This window comes from Dietzia sp. Alg238-R159 (genome assembly GCF_900537145.1).
Classification (GTDB): domain Bacteria; phylum Actinomycetota; class Actinomycetes; order Mycobacteriales; family Mycobacteriaceae; genus Dietzia; species Dietzia kunjamensis.
Genome location: NZ_UNRI01000003.1, coordinates 1 through 17,607 on the forward strand (window position 1 = coordinate 1; position 17,607 = coordinate 17,607).

At 65.6% G+C, this 17,607-nt stretch carries 17 protein-coding genes and 2 pseudogenes; 8 read left to right on the plus strand and 11 right to left on the minus strand.

Annotated elements, in window-relative coordinates:
- A pseudogene (locus G6R20_RS18675) lies at nucleotides 1–172 on the plus strand (AAA family ATPase); the annotation flags it as partial.
- 105 nt (nucleotides 173–277) lie between these two features.
- A pseudogene (locus tag G6R20_RS08420) lies at nucleotides 278–622 on the plus strand (recombinase family protein); the annotation flags it as partial.
- A 144-nt stretch (nucleotides 623–766) separates the two neighbouring features.
- Here G6R20_RS08420 and G6R20_RS08425 read toward each other — a convergent pair.
- On the minus strand, nucleotides 767–2,344 hold the full coding sequence (locus tag G6R20_RS08425) for an MFS transporter (protein WP_163376118.1): 1,578 nt from the start codon (nucleotides 2,342–2,344) through the stop codon (nucleotides 767–769).
- Between the two features lie 117 nt (nucleotides 2,345–2,461).
- On the opposite strand from G6R20_RS08425, the gene G6R20_RS08430 reads away from it, so the two are divergent.
- Nucleotides 2,462–3,148 (plus strand): TetR/AcrR family transcriptional regulator, encoded by a 687-nt coding sequence (locus G6R20_RS08430; protein ID WP_163376119.1) that lies wholly within the window; start codon nucleotides 2,462–2,464, stop codon nucleotides 3,146–3,148.
- Nucleotides 3,149–3,319: 171 nt separating this feature from the next.
- Here G6R20_RS08430 and G6R20_RS08435 read toward each other — a convergent pair whose 3' ends face one another.
- From G6R20_RS08435 to G6R20_RS08450, 4 genes are all read right to left on the minus strand, one after another.
- Nucleotides 3,320–4,381, minus strand: a complete 1,062-nt coding sequence (locus G6R20_RS08435) for a BtrH N-terminal domain-containing protein (protein WP_063972865.1) — start codon at nucleotides 4,379–4,381, stop codon at nucleotides 3,320–3,322.
- A 120-nt stretch (nucleotides 4,382–4,501) separates the two neighbouring features.
- Entirely contained in the window at nucleotides 4,502–5,722 is a 1,221-nt protein-coding gene (locus G6R20_RS08440) for an FAD-dependent oxidoreductase (RefSeq protein WP_067718087.1), read from the minus strand.
- Nucleotides 5,719–7,059 (minus strand): cytochrome P450, encoded by a 1,341-nt coding sequence (locus G6R20_RS08445; protein ID WP_067718083.1) that lies wholly within the window; start codon nucleotides 7,057–7,059, stop codon nucleotides 5,719–5,721. Before G6R20_RS08445 ends, G6R20_RS08440 begins: the two co-directional genes overlap by 4 nt.
- A gap of 71 nt (nucleotides 7,060–7,130) precedes the next feature.
- Nucleotides 7,131–7,451 carry a 2Fe-2S iron-sulfur cluster-binding protein gene (locus G6R20_RS08450; RefSeq protein WP_163376120.1) on the minus strand — a complete coding sequence of 107 codons (321 nt, stop codon included), beginning with the start codon at nucleotides 7,449–7,451 and terminating at the stop codon, nucleotides 7,131–7,133.
- Between the two features lie 118 nt (nucleotides 7,452–7,569).
- Here G6R20_RS08450 and G6R20_RS08455 point away from each other — a divergent pair, with 118 nt between their 5' ends.
- Entirely contained in the window at nucleotides 7,570–8,571 is a 1,002-nt protein-coding gene (locus G6R20_RS08455) for an AraC family transcriptional regulator (protein ID WP_082924073.1), read from the plus strand.
- Between the two features lie 149 nt (nucleotides 8,572–8,720).
- Here the strand turns inward: G6R20_RS08455 and G6R20_RS08460 are convergent, their stop codons facing one another.
- Nucleotides 8,721–9,245, minus strand: a complete 525-nt coding sequence (locus G6R20_RS08460; RefSeq protein ID WP_017836045.1) for a PaaI family thioesterase — start codon at nucleotides 9,243–9,245, stop codon at nucleotides 8,721–8,723.
- A gap of 296 nt (nucleotides 9,246–9,541) precedes the next feature.
- Between G6R20_RS08460 and G6R20_RS08465 the strand changes: the two genes are divergently transcribed.
- Entirely contained in the window at nucleotides 9,542–10,183 is a 642-nt protein-coding gene (locus G6R20_RS08465) for a TetR/AcrR family transcriptional regulator (RefSeq protein WP_067719222.1), read from the plus strand.
- A gap of 174 nt (nucleotides 10,184–10,357) precedes the next feature.
- Nucleotides 10,358–11,332 carry an IS481 family transposase gene (locus G6R20_RS08470; RefSeq protein WP_163376121.1) on the plus strand — a complete coding sequence of 325 codons (975 nt, stop codon included), beginning with the start codon at nucleotides 10,358–10,360 and terminating at the stop codon, nucleotides 11,330–11,332.
- A gap of 22 nt (nucleotides 11,333–11,354) precedes the next feature.
- Here the strand turns inward: G6R20_RS08470 and G6R20_RS08475 are convergent, their stop codons facing one another.
- Nucleotides 11,355–12,074 carry a haloacid dehalogenase type II gene (locus G6R20_RS08475; RefSeq protein WP_067718764.1) on the minus strand — a complete coding sequence of 240 codons (720 nt, stop codon included), beginning with the start codon at nucleotides 12,072–12,074 and terminating at the stop codon, nucleotides 11,355–11,357.
- A gap of 83 nt (nucleotides 12,075–12,157) precedes the next feature.
- Here G6R20_RS08475 and G6R20_RS08480 point away from each other — a divergent pair, with 83 nt between their 5' ends.
- Together G6R20_RS08480 and G6R20_RS08485 are read left to right on the plus strand one after the other, a co-directional pair.
- Nucleotides 12,158–12,895 (plus strand): hypothetical protein, encoded by a 738-nt coding sequence (locus G6R20_RS08480; protein WP_163376122.1) that lies wholly within the window; start codon nucleotides 12,158–12,160, stop codon nucleotides 12,893–12,895.
- Nucleotides 12,896–12,944: 49 nt separating this feature from the next.
- Nucleotides 12,945–13,310 (plus strand): DUF1330 domain-containing protein, encoded by a 366-nt coding sequence (locus G6R20_RS08485; protein WP_067718768.1) that lies wholly within the window; start codon nucleotides 12,945–12,947, stop codon nucleotides 13,308–13,310.
- A gap of 75 nt (nucleotides 13,311–13,385) precedes the next feature.
- Here G6R20_RS08485 and G6R20_RS08490 read toward each other — a convergent pair whose 3' ends face one another.
- The 4 genes from G6R20_RS08490 to G6R20_RS08505 form a co-directional block, all read right to left on the minus strand.
- Nucleotides 13,386–14,789, minus strand: a complete 1,404-nt coding sequence (locus G6R20_RS08490; protein WP_067718771.1) for an MFS transporter — start codon at nucleotides 14,787–14,789, stop codon at nucleotides 13,386–13,388.
- On the minus strand, nucleotides 14,786–15,265 hold the full coding sequence (locus G6R20_RS08495) for a MarR family winged helix-turn-helix transcriptional regulator (protein WP_240341348.1): 480 nt from the start codon (nucleotides 15,263–15,265) through the stop codon (nucleotides 14,786–14,788). The genes G6R20_RS08490 and G6R20_RS08495 overlap by 4 nt, the downstream gene beginning before the upstream one ends.
- A 166-nt stretch (nucleotides 15,266–15,431) precedes the next feature.
- On the minus strand, nucleotides 15,432–16,757 hold the full coding sequence (locus G6R20_RS08500) for a lipase family protein (RefSeq protein WP_067718773.1): 1,326 nt from the start codon (nucleotides 16,755–16,757) through the stop codon (nucleotides 15,432–15,434).
- 128 nt (nucleotides 16,758–16,885) lie between these two features.
- Nucleotides 16,886–17,497 (minus strand): TetR/AcrR family transcriptional regulator, encoded by a 612-nt coding sequence (locus G6R20_RS08505; RefSeq protein WP_067718776.1) that lies wholly within the window; start codon nucleotides 17,495–17,497, stop codon nucleotides 16,886–16,888.
- Nucleotides 17,498–17,607 lie beyond the last annotated feature (110 nt).

Genomic DNA, 17,607 nt, shown 5'->3' on the forward strand with positions numbered 1-17,607 from the left:
CGCTTCCCAATCCCGGCCGGCGTACTGGCTCGAGGCGCTGCCTGACCGGGTCGCCGCGGACTCCATCGTCAACCGCCTGGCCAACAACGCCCGCGAGATCAACCTCGGCGAAGTCGACATGCGCCGACAGCGCGACGACCAAGCCCGAGCCACTACCGGCTACTGGGAGTAACCCCCTGCGGTGCCGGCCCGCTTCACACACGGGCCGGTTCCGGGTCGCCGGAATGGCGGTACCAACTCGCCGGACCCGCGGTACCGACAAGCCCTATCTGCCACCAAGGGCGCGAGTGTGGAGTTTGTCCATGAACGGGCTACCTACGCCGCCGGCGCCCAAGATCCTCGAGCCGATCTGATGCTTTCGCTGCTCGGGGCGTTCGCCGAGTTCGAGCGGGCCATCATTCGTGAACGTCAGGCCGAGGGCATTGCCATCGCTAAGGCGAAGGGCAAGTACAAGGGTCGTAAGCGAGTCCTGACCGCCGAGCAGGTCGACAAAGCCCGGGCCCGCATCGAGGCAGGGGAGGGGCCATCAGTGATCGCCCGCAATCTCGGAGTTGGCCGATCCACGCTCTACCGCGCACTACAGCGCGTTGAAGCGGGCGGGCGTGGACGCACCAGCCACTGACCCCCGCCCTGAAGATGGTGGGTATCGCTAGCCACAGCAGCTCGACCGCCGAGATTCGGCACTCGGGAAGTGACCGCGGTTCTTGCTGACCTTGCGCAGTTTCTCCAGGCACGAGTCAGTGCAGCCGGAAGCCGGACGGGCCACCTATCCGACGCTGTCCCGGTGTGCCGGTGCTGTGGAACTGGCCGTGGTCTTGTGGTCACGCGGAGCAGTGCCCGGGGCAAGGATCGCTAGCAAGACTGCGGCTGCGGCGGTGAGGATTGCCAACGTAAGTGTGGCCTGACTGCTGCCGTTGACAAATGCCTCTTTGGCGTAGTCGACCAATGGTTGCGCCATTGGTCCGGCTTGTGCGGCGATCTCTAGGGCGGCGGCCAGGGAGTCGGAGACCGGACCGCGGGCAGGTTCGGGTAACTGAGGCAGGGCGGGTTGGATGTGGCGGGTGTATCCGGCGGCCAGCACACTGCCGGCCACTGCGATCCCCATCGCAGCGCCGATCTCGCGGGCCGCATCGTTGACTGCGGCGGCGACCCCGTGTTTGCTCTCCGGAGTTTCGGCGATGATCGCGTAGGTCGCTGGGGCTGTGCATAGTCCGAGCCCTGCGCTCATGATCAACAGCGGCCATAGCAGGTCGAGGTAACGTGCATCGACGGTCATCCGGCTGACCAGCATCAGGCCAACTGCGATGGTCGCCAGACCGGCGACGGTCATCACTCGTAGTCCAAATCGCTGTGACAGTCGGGGGGCGATCACCGAGATCACGATCAGGGGGACCGTCATCGGCACCAATCCCAACGCCGAGGCCAGCGGTCCGTATCCCAGGATCAGTTGCAGGTACTGCACCAGGAGTAGGAATACCCCGAAAGTGACCAAGAATTGGATGGCCACCGACAACGAGCCGGCGCTGAAGCCGCGCTTGGCGAACAACCGAACATCCAACAAGGGGGCCGAGGATCGCAGCTCAATCAGGATAAAAAAGGCTGTCGCCAACATGCCGGCCCCGGCGCTGGCGAGAACGATCGGGTCGGCCCAGCCCCGCGCGGGAAACTCGATCGTGGCGAATACGATTCCCGCAACCGCGACTGCAGCTGCCGCCGCGCCCACCCAGTCCACGGGAGGGTGATCATGCTGGCTGGACTCAGCGATCGTGCATGCCAGCGCGGCCAGTAGGGCTCCCGCTGCGGTCAGTCCGACAAATACCGACACCCACGACCAGCGCTCAAGCAACACCCCGGCGCCGAGGATGCCTAACACTGCTCCGGAGCCGGCGACTCCAGCCCACACACCTACTGCTCGGCCGCGATGAACGGCGGCGAAACCAGCAGTCAGAATCGATAGCGTCGAGGGCATTACCAGTGCAGCGCCCGCCCCGGCAATCGCTCGCGCAGCGATCAACCAGGCCGGGTCAGACAGCAGCAGGGGAAGTGCGGACGCAATGGTGAATATCGCCAGGCCTATTACGAGAACTGCGCGTCTGCCATAGCGGTCACCGATCGCTCCAGCGGGCAGGACCAGGCACGCCAGTACCAGCGTGTAGCCGTCGACGATCCAGGTCAGCTGGGCTTGCGTCGCTCCAGTCTCTACCGCAATCTCCGGTAATGCCGAATACAGTGCGGCCATGGCCGCGACGACCAACGCCACGGCTAGGCACGACACCGTGAGCATCCACCATTCGGCTCGGGTCCACCGGGATGACTCGGTGATGGTCTGTTGCGGTGAGTGCATCGCCGGCCCTTGCTGTGAGATGATCGGTCTTGGTCTGAGACAAGTAGTATCACAGTATCCGGCTGGCTGGACAGGTTAGCTTGGACGAGAAGTGACCGTCGGCCGAAGGGGGAGAGCGTGAACGACTGGGGTGCTGATCGGCTTGCTACGGACGACGATCAGCTCGATCCGCGACTGCTGCGCTCACGAAAACGATTGCTCGACGCTGCCACGCATCTCCTGAGCACTGGCGGTGTAGAGGCGGTTACCGTCGAGGCGGTCACTCGAATGTCAAAGGTTGCGCGGGCCACGCTCTATCGGCATTTCGGCGGGACCGCCCAGTTGCTTGCGGCGACCTTCGAGCGGCTGTTGCCTCGCGTCGAAGTCTCTGCCACCAGTGGGTCGGTACGCGACCAACTCATCGCGCTTCTCACGGCCCAAGCCGACCTGATTGACCAGGCGCCGCTGAACATTACGACTCTGGCTTGGCTGTCAATCGGATCAGTCGGCGGCGATCCTGCCGATTCGGCCGCGATCACCTCACTGCGTAGTCGAGTCATCGAGGAATACCGGCAGCCCTTTGACCGCATCCTCACACATCCTGACGTTCGAGCACAGCTCGGCAACGTCGACACCACCTTCGCGATCGTTCAACTCCTGGGTCCCGTCGTGTTCGCTCGCCTTACTGGGCTCTGCACCGTCGACCACGACGGATGCGTGCAACTCGTTGATGATTTTCTTGCTGCCCGCAAGCAGGGAGGCGAACCCATCCCGGCCGAGTCCATCCACGACCTGAACCGCCCTGGCGCCGGCGGATCTCGCTAAATCGGGGCTTCTTCTTGTCGGATGGGTGTGACCGCTCGATCGCCGAGGTCGCCGGGGAGGTGGCGAGGCAACCCTAGAGCCCGGTCGTTTCGGTGCGAGCGGCGGCGAGCCATCCGCTGCAGTCTGAGTGCGGCCGGAACTTCTACCGTCCAGTTTTGACTTCCCGATTAGTCAGGCTGCTGCAAGCGATCGCGAAGCTGACTCCAGAGCTTCAGCCAGTTGAAGCTCGAGCGTGGGCAGGAGGCTAACCGCCGAAGCCACACGTTCCAGCCGAGTACGCACATCGACCTCGTGCTCGATCCCGGCTCGGCCGGCCTCCGTCCATGTCTGTGCACAGTGTCTGGCGGCTACGGCGAGATCTTCGGTCGCGAGGTCACCGGTCAAACGTGCCACGTCCGCGCAGCCGTCAGCGAGCAGCTTTCGGAACAGGCCGCCACCGGTGCCGGCCTTCTCGATGAAAGCGCTCAAGCTGAATAAGAGGATCTCGAGTTCGTCAGCCGGTAGATGGGACCAAGTCCGGACATCAGCGGCGAGCTGGGCGACCGCTGCTAAGCCTTCGGAACCGCTCACCGCGGTCGTGAGATCAACGACTCCTGGCGGAGTTGGGTGGCGCATGTTCGCTGCCGATTGACGGAAAGCCGCTGCGGCAACCTGCGCAAGGTCTGGTAACTCATGCGGCCAGGCGATGCGGTACGTGGTGTGACGTGTCGGTTGTGGGAATGACATCGACGACCGTGCTCGAGCGAGAGCGTCGAACGGAACCTTTTGGACCTCGGCACGGTCGTTGTCAACAACGAAGGCGATCCTCTCCGCCTCGTCGTAACCAATTACCACGATATCGTGGCGACTCATTTGGAGCCGAACCCGCAGGTAGGGCAACTCCGCGATGTCGCCCCATATCAGGGCTGGCCTTCCGGCATCGACCTCCTGGCTAATCCACGACCATCCTTCTCGGGGATCGTCGGTCGTGAGCACTTGGACCTGTGCGCCCAGTAGATGGGGGAGATTTACTTCGAAATCGGAGTCTCTCCCTACCAGATAAAGCGGCGGGAAGAGGTCGCTCGAGCGCAAGTAGGACAGGCCAAGTGACCCCCCGAGGGTGAAGACGAGACCTTCATCGGGCGGTTCTTCCCAGCCGAGGCCTTGCCAGTGCAGGAGGTCTCGCATCGCGGCTGAGCCGCAGTGCCCCCCGACCCGATGTGGATAGTTCTCGATGAGCGTCTGGCGAGTCATCAGAGTTCCTTTCTGAACGGCAGGCGGGCACGAACCGGGCTCTCTTGCTGCGCCAGTGGGATGTCAGCGCCGTTCGTCGAGGCTCCGCCGCTGACCGTGCGAGTCTCGCTCGGGACTGGCTTACCCATTGCGCAAGGAATCGGGAGAACCCGTATGGGCGAAATCGGTCCGGACGAAAGGACGCTGCTGTGTGATGACCTGTTTGCTGAGCATGAAATCACGGGGACGATTGATGCAGTCTGCAGCAAGGAGTTCGCCATCACGGAGGTAGAAGCAGCTGAAGTCGCGGTCCCGGGTGGGGTCACCGCTGAGGACGACTTCGTCGTAACCGGTGTTGAGACCGGCGATCTGCAGCTTGAGATCGTATTGATCTGACCAGAACCAGGGCAGCGACACTGCGCTCTTGGACTTCCCGCAAAGGGTAGCCGCGGCGAGTTTCGCCTGATCGGTTGCTCCGGGTACGCACTCCAGCCGGACTCGGCGACCGTATCGAGAGATGTACTTGCTGGCACAGTCTCCGGCGGCAACGATGGCTGGGTCACTGGTTCGGGCGTGCTCGTCGATCACCACACCATCGTTCAGGGTCAAGCCCGCCGCCTCGGCGAGTTCTGTTCTCGGTTCAACACCGATACCCACGATGACCAGATCAGTCGGAATCGACTCGCCAGTAGATAGTGTGACCTCCCGGACGCAATCGTCTCCGACTAATGCTGCGACTTTGGCGCCCGTTCGGATATCGATGCCCTCCTCTCGGTGGATCCGCTCGAAGAACGTTGATACGTCGGGAGCAGTGACCCGCTTGAGGACGCGAGTGGTCGCCTCGAGCACGGTGACTTCCAGGCCCAGTGCCCGTAGTGAGGCGGCCGTCTCAAGTCCGATGTAGCCGCCCCCGACGATCACCACCCGCCGCCCGGGGGCGGCGGACGTGCGGATCAACTCGACGTCTGCGGCGGTACGAAGGTAATGGACCCCGGGGAGATCGGCCCCAGGAACGCGGAGCTGACGAGGGCGGGCTCCCGTGCACAGCGCGAGCTTGTCGTATGTCAGTGTGTCGCCGGTGCTCATAACGATGTGCCCAGCCGAGCGGTCGATCGCCTCCACGTGCGCGTTGAGAAGCTGGATTCGCTGCTTGGAGTAGAAGTCCGAACTGCGGATGGTGATCTCGTCGAGGGTGGTTTTCCCGGCGAGATACGCCTTCGACAGTGGCGGGCGCTGGTAGGGCACCGTGGGCTCCTCGCCGATGAGGACGATCTCACCGCTCCACCCGTCCTGCCGTAGGCTCGCCGCGAGTTGGGCTCCGGCATGGCTGGCACCGATGATGAGGGCTCGCTGCGATGTCATGTGCCGGATTTCGGGGTGAGGCGCACCATCATCTTGCTGATACCCCGCACGAAGTTGGACTGCACGTACTCGGGTTCGCCGACGACCTCGATGTTCTCGAAGCGGGGGAGCAGCTCTTCCCAGAGGATCCGCAGCTGCATTTCGGCCAGTCGGTTGCCCATGCACCGGTGTACGCCGAACCCGAAGGAGATGTGGTTGCGGACGTTGGCCCGGTCGATGATGAAGTCATCGGGCCGCTCGAACACACGCTCGTCGCGGTTGCCTGAGGCGTACCACATCACGACCTTGTCACCCTTACGGATGAACTGACCGTTCAAGATAGTGTCAGTCTTGGCGATTCGGCGCATGTAGGCCAGCGGCGTTTGCCACCGGATTATCTCGGAGACCATGTTGGGGATCAGGTCAGGGTTGGACTTGAGCTTTTCGAACTGGTCTGGGAACCGGTTCAGCGCCAGAACGCCACCACTCATCGAGTTCCGGGTCGTGTCGTTCCCTCCGACGATCAACAGCACAAAGTTGCCCATGAATTCCATCGGGCGGTCGATCAGATCCTTGGTGTTCTCGTTGCTCTGCAGCATGGTGACCAGGTCGAAACCGGGTTCCTCCCCCTCTGCTAACCGAGCCTTCTTGTCGTACCACAGAGAACTCAGACCGCTCGCCATCTCGCGCATTCCGTCGAACGTCTCGTCGAGGTCCGCAGGACCACCGTTCGCTTCCTCGAACGAAGTTGCAATATCTGACCAGTACACGAGTTTGTGACGTTCCTCGTATGGGAAGTCCAAGAGCGTCGCGAGCATTCGAGCTGTCAGTTCGATCGAGACAGCCTGGACCCAATCGAACGGCTGATTCACCGGCAAGTCGTCTAGTACCTCGCGAACCCGAGACCGAATGAGCGTCTCCATCTCGCGCAGGTTCTTCGGCGCCACCACCCCCTGCACAGCTGCTCGCTGCACGTCGTGGCGCGGTGGGTCCATCGCGATGAACATCTCAATATCGAGAAAACGAGGCGGGGCCCCGATCACTATCATCGGCTCGGCGGAGAAGACCTCATGGTTCTTATCGACCGCGATGATGTCTTCATGTCGGGTCACTGACCAGAACGGCCCGAACGCACTGTTGGGCTGAAAGTGGACCGGAGCCTCGTTTCGCAGGCGCTCATAGTAGGACTGCCAGCGGCCTTGGCGATAGAGAAAGGGATTACTGAGGTCGATGTCGGCGAGCTCGACATCCTCGACGGGAGGAATGGGACTCTCTACGAAGAGCTTCTTCCCATTCGTCCTTGTCACCCAGCGCCGAGTCCTGTCGTACAGATGGGCGCCCCGGATCTGAAGATCCATCGGGATGGCCGACCGGATTCTGTCCCCGACTTCTACATGATTGCTTGACACGACTCTTGATCCCTTCGTCGTTACATCTGGAACTCTGGCACCTGGACGACCAGGCCGTCCCAATCCGCGGACGCGGTCATCTGGCACGACAGTCGAGAGGTCGGCAGCCTTTCCGGGTTCATTGCGAGCATTTCCTCTTCACTTGCTCCCGGGAGGCCGACCTGTTCGGACCACTGCGGATCAACGATGACATGACACGTGCCGCACGCGGCTTCGCCTCCGCAGTCAGCGTCAATCCCGGGCACCGCGTTGTTGACGGCGATCCGCATGAGTGACTGCCCCTCCTCTAAGGGCACCACGTGCTTCTCTCCCTCATGTGAGACGAAGGTTACGACTGTCATCGCTGGCTCCTGCATGGTTGTTCGGGTAAAAGCTGCTCACAGCATTGCTAACAACGACGACTGCGGCTAGGTTGATTGAGGGCAGAAGCTTGTTAATTTGGCTCAGAAGGCGGGGGCGATGAATCTTGATCGCGAGGGCGTGCCACCGCTCGTGTTCGCGCAGTTACTTGAGAGCCCAGTTCTGGAGCAAGACGCCGTTGCACGGTTTCGCGAGATCATGGATCGTGAGCGAAGCGACGTCGAGTCACTTCTCGCCATCAACGCCCAAGTTCCCCTGCGGTGGATCAGGGAAGCCTTGCCCGACCTCGACGTTGACCAAGCAACGACCCTCGGTTTGGCGTTCGCCCAGCATGCTCATCTGACGTCCTTCGGACCATTAAGCGTCCCACTAGTAAGCGCAGGTTCCGCAGGCGAGATATTGGAATTGCTTGCCTACCTGCCGCTAATAACTCCAGCCCTGAGTGCGCAGTTCTACGCAGGTGGACACGGAGTGTCTGTCGCGCTCAATGGGCAGACGGGCGATCGAGTCCTAGACTCCCTAGTGGTCACCTACTGTGGTGCGGTCCTGCTGAGGCTGCTGAATATACTCGTTGGCGATGCACCAGACATCACACTCTCACTGGGTTGGCCCGCTCCGGAAGGTCTGCCCGTGGATCAGGATCGGTTAGCTGGTCGCCTGGTATTTGACGCTTCACTGTCCATTCTGCATTTTCCCGTTGACGCGGTCAATCACGTCTGCCGGTTCTCTGACCCCGTGGCGTATCGACTCGCTATCAGTGACTTGCAGCGAAGGCTCGACGAGCGGAGTAAAATCGCCTCGTATTCGGACAAGGTGAGACGTCTGATAGAGAAGCGTCCCGCAGATTGTGGAAGTCAGTGGATTGCAGACGAACTCTCCATCTCTACGAGCACACTTAAGCGGCGCCTCTCTGAGGAAGGGATGACCTATCGCGGACTGCGCCAGTCGGTCATTCGTGAGTACGCGATTCTTCGTTTACTGGACGGATCTGTGTCCGCGAGCGAGATCGCCACGGACCTCGGATATAGCGACCTCGCCAGCTTTTCACACGCTTTCAAGCACTGGACCGGCCACCCGCCGACGGGGTTCCGTCGTAGGTAGCGCTGCCACTTGGTTGACTCGTACAGGGCAACTGGCAATGCACGGTGCCTTCAGCTTCGCCCTTTCTTTGGGCGTGGCGTTCAATAGCTTCAGGCTCCGCCGACACCCTCGACGTATTCGGGCCTGGTGCTCGCGGCGGTGAGTTTGGCCTAAGCCCTCGAGTTTCTCTGTGACTGCAAAAAGTGTTCAACCTCGACCACGATGAACAGGGCAGTGGCAGTAATAACAGTGCGGCCCTCTGCATCCTCCATCGTGGACTTGAGGTCCAATTTCCGGCCATCGCGAGACCGAACTGCAGCGCGCAGGATGTACGGGGTGTCGAGTAGTGCTGGCGCAAGATACTCGAGCTCGAGACGGCGCGTCACGGCGAGCTCGCCGACCGAATACAGCAAGAAGCCGAAGAGGTCGTCAATCACGGTCGCTACCGCGCCGCCGTGTGCAATGCCCGGTGCCCCGACGTGGCGCTGGTCGAACTGGTGGTGTGCGACGACGCCGTCTCCGTCACGCCGTACCGAGAGGAAGTGACCATTCGGGTTCTCTGGTCCACAGCCAAGGCAGTTGGGGTGGTGGGGAGGAAGCTCGGAGGAACCGGATTCCATGCGCGTGAACGAGGCCACCCAGTTGTCGATATCGGTACCTATCGGCTCGCCGGCCTTGTCGCGAAATGTGTCCATGTCCAGACCTTCCTGTCGATGAAGTTGTACTGGGTGCGATACCTCGGCTTGTGGCGACGGAGATATCGCCGACACCCGCACGTCCGACCCGTGACCCAACCTTTGACCGGGACGTCCAAGGGGCCCTGAGGCCCGATGCGGGTGGCCTGAGCAACTGGCTGTCGACGGCACGATAGTCAGGTCGACAAGGCCGACTGAGCCGGGACACCTTGTACTGTACGAACATACAGTAAGCGGTACCGACGTATAGTCTAGTTTGGGGTCCGTAGGCTCGACCGCAACTGAAGGGGAACCGCGTGAATCGTTCCGCACCAGGCGCCGCGGGCCAGGATCTCACTGCCAAGGCGCGCATCCGCAACGCCGCACTGGATCTCTACGCCGCCAACGGCGAGGACGGCACTTCGTTGCGAACCGTGGCAACCGCGGCCGGAGTGACGGTGGGTCTCGTGGTCCATCACTACGGCACGAAGGACGGCCTTCGCGAGGCGGTCGAGCGACTGGTCGTAGAGCATTTCGCTACCGCACTTGCCTCGGCGCCCGTGGACATCCCAGGCGCCGACATCGCCCGGATCCGCAACGACGCGGTTGCCGACATGCTGGTCAGGCGTCCCGAGGTGGTGAACTACCTGCGCCGCTCATTGCTAGATCCCGGCGGTCAGCGAGGTGAGTTACTCGAGCGACTCACCGAGCTGACACACCGGGAAGTGGCGGCTATGCGGGAATCTGGCGCGGCGTCCAGGGTCCGCGCCGATGCTGTCCAGGTGGTCGACGTCATCGTCACTCAGCTGGGCCGCTTGTTCCTCCAGCCGCTCGTGGACTCGATGTGGTCCCATCTTGGGACGTTCACCCACACCGGAGGCCACGACAAGCCGGAGCTGAGTGTTCGCGTCACCGAGACATTGGCAACCGGTCTCCCCCACAGTGGACTCCACTCTTAGGGGCAAGAGAACGAGATCCTGTGGCACGCCGTTGCCTCTCTGTCGCAGGTGAACCCGCTAGATGTACTGACCACGGACGTTGTGTCACCGGTCGGCATGGCGGGATGACATGAGGAAGACCTCCGTGTGAGGTGTGAAAGCGACCAAGCAACCACACCCACAACGGAGGTCTTCATGTCCCACGCTAACGCCCCGCTGACTCCGACGGGAAGACTGCGTCTGGCTCGGTGTGTCGTCGAGGACGATTGGGTACCGCGGCGAGCGGCGGAGCGGTTCGGTGTCTCGGTCACCACCGCCCGCAAGTGGGCCCGCCGGTACCGGCAGCTGGGCAAGGACGGCATGGTCGACCGCTCCAGCCGCCCGCACCACAGCCCGACCCAGACGCCGCGGCGGCGGGAACGCCGCGTGCTCGGTCTGCGCGTATCCCGCCGGTGGGGCCCGGCCCGGATCGCCTACCACCTGGGCATGCAACCGTCCACGGTGCACAAGATCCTGTCCCGCTACGGCTGCGTCAGGTTGGCGTTCACCGACCCGGCCACCGGCGCGCCCGTCCGGGCGCACACGCGGCGCCCGCGTCGCTACGAGCACGAGGCGCCGGGGGATCTGGTGCATGTGGATATCAAGAAGCTCGGCCGCATCCCCGACGGAGGCGGGCACAAGGTCCACGGCCGCGCCAAGGGCAAACGTGACCGCAAACGCGGGATGGGCTACTGGTACATCCACAATGCCGTCGACGACCACTCACGCCTGGCCTACAGCGAGCTCCTAGAAGACGAGCGCAAGGAGACCGCCGCCGGATTCTGGCACCGGGCCCACGCCTACTTCGCCGACGCCGGGATCACCGTGCGGCGGGTGCTGACCGACAACGGCTCCTGCTACCGCTCCCACGCCTTCGCCGAGGCCCTCGGAGGCAATATCGCACACAAGCGCACCCGCCCGTACCGCCCGCAGACCAACGGCAAGGTCGAGCGCTACAACCGCACCATGCTCGAGGAATGGGCCTACGCCACCGCGTACGTCAGCGAATCCGACCGCGCGGCTCGCCTACCCGCATTCCTGCACCACTACAATTTCCACCGCGGCCACACCGCGCTACGAGGCGCCTCACCCGCAGACCGCGTACACAACCTGCGTGGGCAGTACATCTAGGTTCCGCACCGAGGGGCTGTACTCACCTGAGGCGGCGGGCCAACTGCGTGATGTCCGTGACCTCGAGGTCCGGGCTGGTGAAATGCTTCGGGTACATGCCGTGGGTGCGGTTGATCCATGCCGTTCGCATACCGATCCGGTGGGCGCCGTCGATGTCCCAGGGATGGACGGCCACGAGCATGGCGTCCGAGGGGGCAACGGCGCACTGCTCGAGTGCGAACTCGTAGGCAGGGGCGGCTGGTTTCCACGCGCCGGCGGAGTCGACCGACAGCAGCAAGTCGAAGTCGCGTCGCACACCGGCTGACGTGAGCAGCTTCTCGGCGACCTGTGTCGAACCGTTGCTGAGGGTGACCAATCGGATCCCCAGCTCCGTCAACGCCGAGACGCCGTCGGCGACATCGGGATGAGGATCGAGTCCGACGAACCCGCTCATGATGTGCTCAATCGCCTCGTCGAGAGGTCGGTCGAGCTCCACCTCCGACAGCATGACCTGCAGGAGCCCGGTGCCGATGTCAGCGAACGGGCGAGCGGCACCTGCGGCGGTGAGGGCGAAGCCGTCGCGCAGGAGGTCGGCGAACCACAGGGGATACATCGAGCCGGGTGCCCCGACGTCGGAGAACCGGGCCGCCATCGCCGTGGTGTCGGACAGGGTCTCGTTGACATCGAACACGATCACCTGCGGGCGGCGAAGTCCAGGCCCGTCGGCCTGGTGCTGTTCGGGATTGACTGGCGTCTCGGTCACGTAGAGACCTCCTGGTCACCGGGTTCGCACCATGCTATGCGCCAGCGGGCTGCGCGGCCGGAACACCTGGCTAGGGTGGGCGCATGGACGCCGACATCAACTTCTACTTCGACCCGGTCTGCCCCTTCGCCTGGATGACCAGCAAGTGGGTGCGCCAGGTGCAGGCGCAGCGCGACTACACGGTCGATTGGCGGTTCATCTCGTTGCGCCTGGTCAACGCCGGTGTCGACTACGACGCGCACTTCCCCCCTGAGTACGAACCCGGCCACACCGCCGGGCTGCGGCTCCTGAGAGTGGCGGCTCGAGCGCGAGCCGAGCACGGCCGGGAGGCGATGGCGCCGCTGTACGCCGCCTTCGGGGCGCGCATCTTCGACACCGCTCCGGACGCCGGCGACGACCGCAGCGAAGGCGACGAGCGTGAGCGGCGCGGCACGAGCGAGTTCGCCAGGCTGGTCCTCGCCGACGCTGATCTGCCGCTCGAACTGGCGGACGCCGTCGACGACGAGTCGTGGGACGCCGAGATCCGCCGGGAGACCGACGAGGCGCTCTCGCTGACGGGCAAGGACGTGGGCACGCCCATCATCCACTTCGAACCGCCGACCGGCGTCGCCTTCTTCGGACCCGTGATCAGCCGGCTGCCACACGAGGACTCGGCGGCCGAGCTCTGGGACCACGTGGTGGGGCTCGCCCGCTTCCCGGGTTTCGCCGAGCTCAAGCGCAGCCTGCGCGAGAAGCCGCAGCTCGCCGCGTTCGGAGTCGACGCGGACACGGTCGGCACGCAGGAGGACTGGCACGGCGGAAGCCGTCGGCAGAAGAAATGATGATGGCCGTTCGCGCCACCGTCGCGGGACTGGCGGCGATACTCGCCTGATGGCTATCGATCCCCGCGGAAGAGGCCTCAAGCGCTACCTCGCCGACGACCCCGGCGGCCCGGTCGTGATGCTGAACCTGCTCCGGTTCGCCGATGGTGGGCGAGAGGACTACGCGAAGTACGCTGCGGCGCTGAACGAGACGTTCCTCCCCCGCTACGGCGCTGAGGTTCTCTACGCGGGTGACGGTTCCACAGCCCTGGTCGCCGAGACCGGCCAGGACTGGGATGCCGTTCTGCTGGTCCGATACCCCAGTCGCGCCGCGTTCAGCGAGATGGTCGCCGACCCCGGGTACCAGACCGTCACGGAACTGCGTACGAGCGCCTTGCAGGAAGCGGTGCTCCAGGCCACGACCCCCTGGGCCTGACTCCGACCCGCGGGGGCGGTCGATTCCGTCGCGCATGCCCGAGTGCGATCGCGCGCAGAATGCGGGACGCCGGGGCTACTGCTGGGCTCGTCGTCGTCGACCCGTGACGGCATGGAGCACCAACGCGAGCATCACTGTCGCGCAGCAGATCACACCCACGCCGAACGCCATGGTGATGCCCTCGTCGGTCGAGTACGCGGAGTCGGAGGGGTGCGCGGCGAGGACGGCGGCCGACAGGGCCGCGCCGACCGCGCCGCCGACCGTGCGGAGCACCTGGTTGAAGCTCACCGCGCTGCCGAGCTGGTCCACCGCCACGCTGCGGGCGATGAGCGCGGGCATCGCGGCGTAACCCGAGCCGATCCCGGCGCCGAAGAGGAACATGCCGATCGCCAGCGTCCAGAAGTCGCCGTGCCGCAACCACAACAGCACCGACGCCACTGTCATCACGGCCGCGCCGACGGGCAGGAACACCGCCATGTCGTAGCGGCGGGACAGGGCACGGACCGTGCGGTTGGCCACCAGGCTGCCCACCGACAGCGGCGCCATCATGAACCCCGCCCACATCAGTGGCACGGCCAGGCCGAAACCGGTGTCCGCGGGTGCCTGCGCCACGAGGCTCGCGATGGACAACCCAATGTACATCGCGGTGCCCAGGCCGATCGCGGTGGCGTTGGCCAGCAGGACCTCCGGCCGGCGGACCACGCGGAGGTTGACCAGGGGATGCAGGGTACGGATGCTGTGCACGATCCAGAAGAGCAGAGTGTTCAGCGCGACCACGAGGACGACGAGCGCCGTCGCGGACCCCCAACCCCAGGTCTGCCCCTCGGAGATCCACAGCAGCAACGCGGCCAGCCCGCCGCCCAGCAGCAGGGCCCCGCCGATGTCGAACGGCGTGCGGGGCGCGAGCGGATCGGGGCCCGCAGGGATGAAGCGCCAGACGCCGAACGCCGCGGTGGCCACGAACAGCGCCGCGAAGGCGAACGCGGCCCGCAGGTCGAACGTCGCCGCGAGGATGCCGGTGAGCGGATAACCCAGTCCCATCCCCACCGACACGGTGACCGAGAGCGTCGAGATGGTGGGCTGCGATTCGGTGTAGGTGAGGTGTCGGCGCGCCAGGGCGATGGTGATGGGCACCGTGCCGTAGAGCAGTCCCTGCAACGCGCGGCCGACGAGGAATACGGTGAAGTTCGGCGCGACGGTGGCGATGATCGATCCGAGGAAGATCACACCGAGGCTGGTCAGCAGCAGTTTCCGGGTATGGGGGCCGTCGGCGAGGCGGCCCATGATCGGGGTCGCGACCGCGCCGACGAGCAGGTTGGCCGTGAGCATCCACTGCGCCGTGCTCACGGGGATGCCGAACTCCGCGGAGACCGACGGCACCAGCAGCATGCCGAGGGAACTGACGATCGAGCTGGTCAGGGCGGCGTAGACCAGGGCCTGGACGAACCAGCGGGGCGCCGGGCGCCGGTGAGGGGTCACCGGGCGTCCTCGGAGTCGAGGCGGCGGAGCAGGGGGACCGCGGCCGCGAGACGGTCGCGCTCGGCGTCATCGAGGTGGTCGGCGATCGCGTGGGCCAGCCAGTCCTGGCCCGCGGCGCGCTCGGTGCGGAGCTGCTCGCACCCGCCTGCGGTGATGGAGACGAGGGTGCGTCGGCCGTCGGCGGGGTCCGGGCTGCGGGAGACGAGTCCGAGATTCTGTAGTTCGCGGACGGCGTTGGCGACGGCCTGGTGGCTGATCCGCTCGAGGCCCGCCAGGTCGGTCGCGGCCAGGGGTCCGCGCTGCTCCAGGTGGGACAGGATCCCGACCTTGCCCATCGACAACGTCCGGTGGGAGTTGAACCGTCGCCACAGGGGGCGCAGCGCGTGGCGGAGATCGTCGGCCAGGGCGGCGACGTCGGGCGACGGGGTAGCGGTCGGGTCGGCGGGTGGTCCAGCGGGCGGGTCGGCGGGTGTCACTCCGACGAGTCTACAACCAGATTGCGCAATCTGCTTGCGCAAGGGTGGGGGTGCGCGGTGGGGCGCATCGACAAGAGCGTTCCGCACACCTGCCTCTCGGCGAATGTGTGCGGAACTGCCTTGTCGACGCCGGGCCCGGCGGGCCGGGCCCCCGGAGCAGTCGGCCTCAGTAGGTCCCGCAGTTGCTGGGCGCCGGGACGCCGCGCACGCGGTCGTCGAGGTACCGCAGGGTGCCCTCCAGGCCGGTGAGCATGGGTGCGGCGTGACCGATCACCAGGCCGGGCGCGACTGGGGGCATCGGGTCGATGACCATCTCCACGGTGACGCCCTGCGCGCACCAGTCGCGACCGAGCTGCTGGGACTGGTGGCCGGGGACGACGTCGTCGTTCACGGGCGAGAGAACGCGCACGGGTGTGGTGGGCGCGAGCCGGCCGATCCGCTGACGCTCGAGGAATCCCGTGAGTACCGGCTCGGAGCGCACGATGTCGCCGGCCGACCGGCCCGAGACCGTGTAGGCGGTGGTGCGCTGGTGGAAGAACTGGACGGCGGTCTCGCCGATGCACTGGTCGGCGGTGGTGGCGAGCATGGCCCGGCCCCGGTCGTTGAAGTACGGGTCGATCAGCGGGCCCATCTCCGGGTAGGCGTCGAGCAGGCTGTTGAGCGAGTAGCCGATCACGCCGGCGATCGCGGTCCCGTCGACCTGCTCGAGGGTGGCCAGCAGATCGGCCGGCGGAGAGCCCGCGGCGGTGCCGACGAGGTTGACCTCCGGCGCGTACTGCGGGTGCAGTTCGGCGGCCGCGGCGACGGCGCCACCGCCCTGGGAGTAGCCGGTGAAGACCGTGCGGGCGTCCGGGGCGATGTCGGCGCCCGGCACCGACGCCGCGACTCGCGCGAGGTCGAGGACGGCACGGGCCTGGGATTCGCGATTGATGTACGAGTGCAGGCCCGGCGTGCCGAGGCCCTCGTAGTCGGTCATCGCGACGGCGTACCCGCGGGCGAGCAGGGCGTAGGCCTGGATGAGCTCGTACCCGAACCCGACGCCCGGCGGGTCGGTGCGGACGGTGGCGAGGTTCTGGAACGTCTTGGATGGCGCGCAGTGGTCGGCCTGGCCCTGGGTGCCCGGCGCGACGACCGCCAGCGGACGCGACCCGGGTCCGGTCCACGGTGCGCGCGGCTGCAGGTAGGCGCCGGTGACCGCGATCGCCTGGCCGCGCGACCCGACGGAGGTGTACATGATGCGCTGCGCGTCGGTGGACAGCGGACCGGCGCCGTCGGAGATCGGTTCGGCGCCGGGGATCGGCGGGATCGCTCCGGCCAGCGGGAACGGCTCGGTCTTGATGAGCTCGCCGGAGGTCGCGGGCAGGTCTGCCGGCGGCTGGTAGAAGGCGGGCGCCGGGTCGTTGGACGATCCCTGCGCTCCGGCGGCGGGGGCGACCAGGGCCCCTCCGGCGACAGCGGTGGCGATGGCGGTGGCGAATGCGGCTGCGCGCATCGCGGTTCGACGAAGTGGCACGGTCCCCCCGGACTGATTGTGTTCTGGCTCACGAAGTTGAGCAGAGTCTAAGTGAATGCTGTGTGCGGCGGGCACTCCGGTCGTGCGTCGCCCGTCAGCGCGGTTGGTCACCGCGGCCGGGTGGCGGCGAGAATCACGTCGACCACCCGGTCCACGGCGTCCGGGGGCAGCGGGCGGCCGCTCATGAGCGGCGTCAGGAGTAGCGGTGCCACGAGCGTGGTCACGACGGTGTCCGGATCGAGGTCGGGGTTGAGGTCACCTCGCGCGCTCGCCAGCGACGCCATCTGCCGCCAGGCGTCCAGGGCGGGTTGGTAGCGCGCGGTGACCACGTCGGCGAGCTCGGGATGTGACCGAGTGGCGAGGAGCGCGCCCGTGGCGAGCTCCACCGGGTCGGCCGCGAACGCGGCCAGGGCGTGGGCGAAGTCCCGCACGTCGCCCTCCCAGTCCCCGGACGTCGGCACGGGAACCCGGAGGACGTGCTGGTCGAGGGCCTCGGCCACGAGGTCGGTGGTGGTCGGCCACCACCGGTACAGGGTCCGTCGGTTCACGTCCGCCCGTTCGGCGACCTCCACCATCGAGAACTGCCACCGCCCCTCGGCGAGGAGCGACAGGACCGCCTCCCCGACGGTGCGACGGACGCGGTCGCTCCGGCCGCCCTCGCGAACCCGGCGCCGTTCCGGTCTCGGCGCGGGCGGCCGGGTCGGCGGTTCCTGCTCCACGTTCGCGCCCCCGGATCCGGTCTGGTGGATTTCGTTGAGACTACCTCGCCCTAAGTGCACACTGTGATGACTTAAGTGTGATGCACTCGCAGCATCAGTCCACCCGCTCA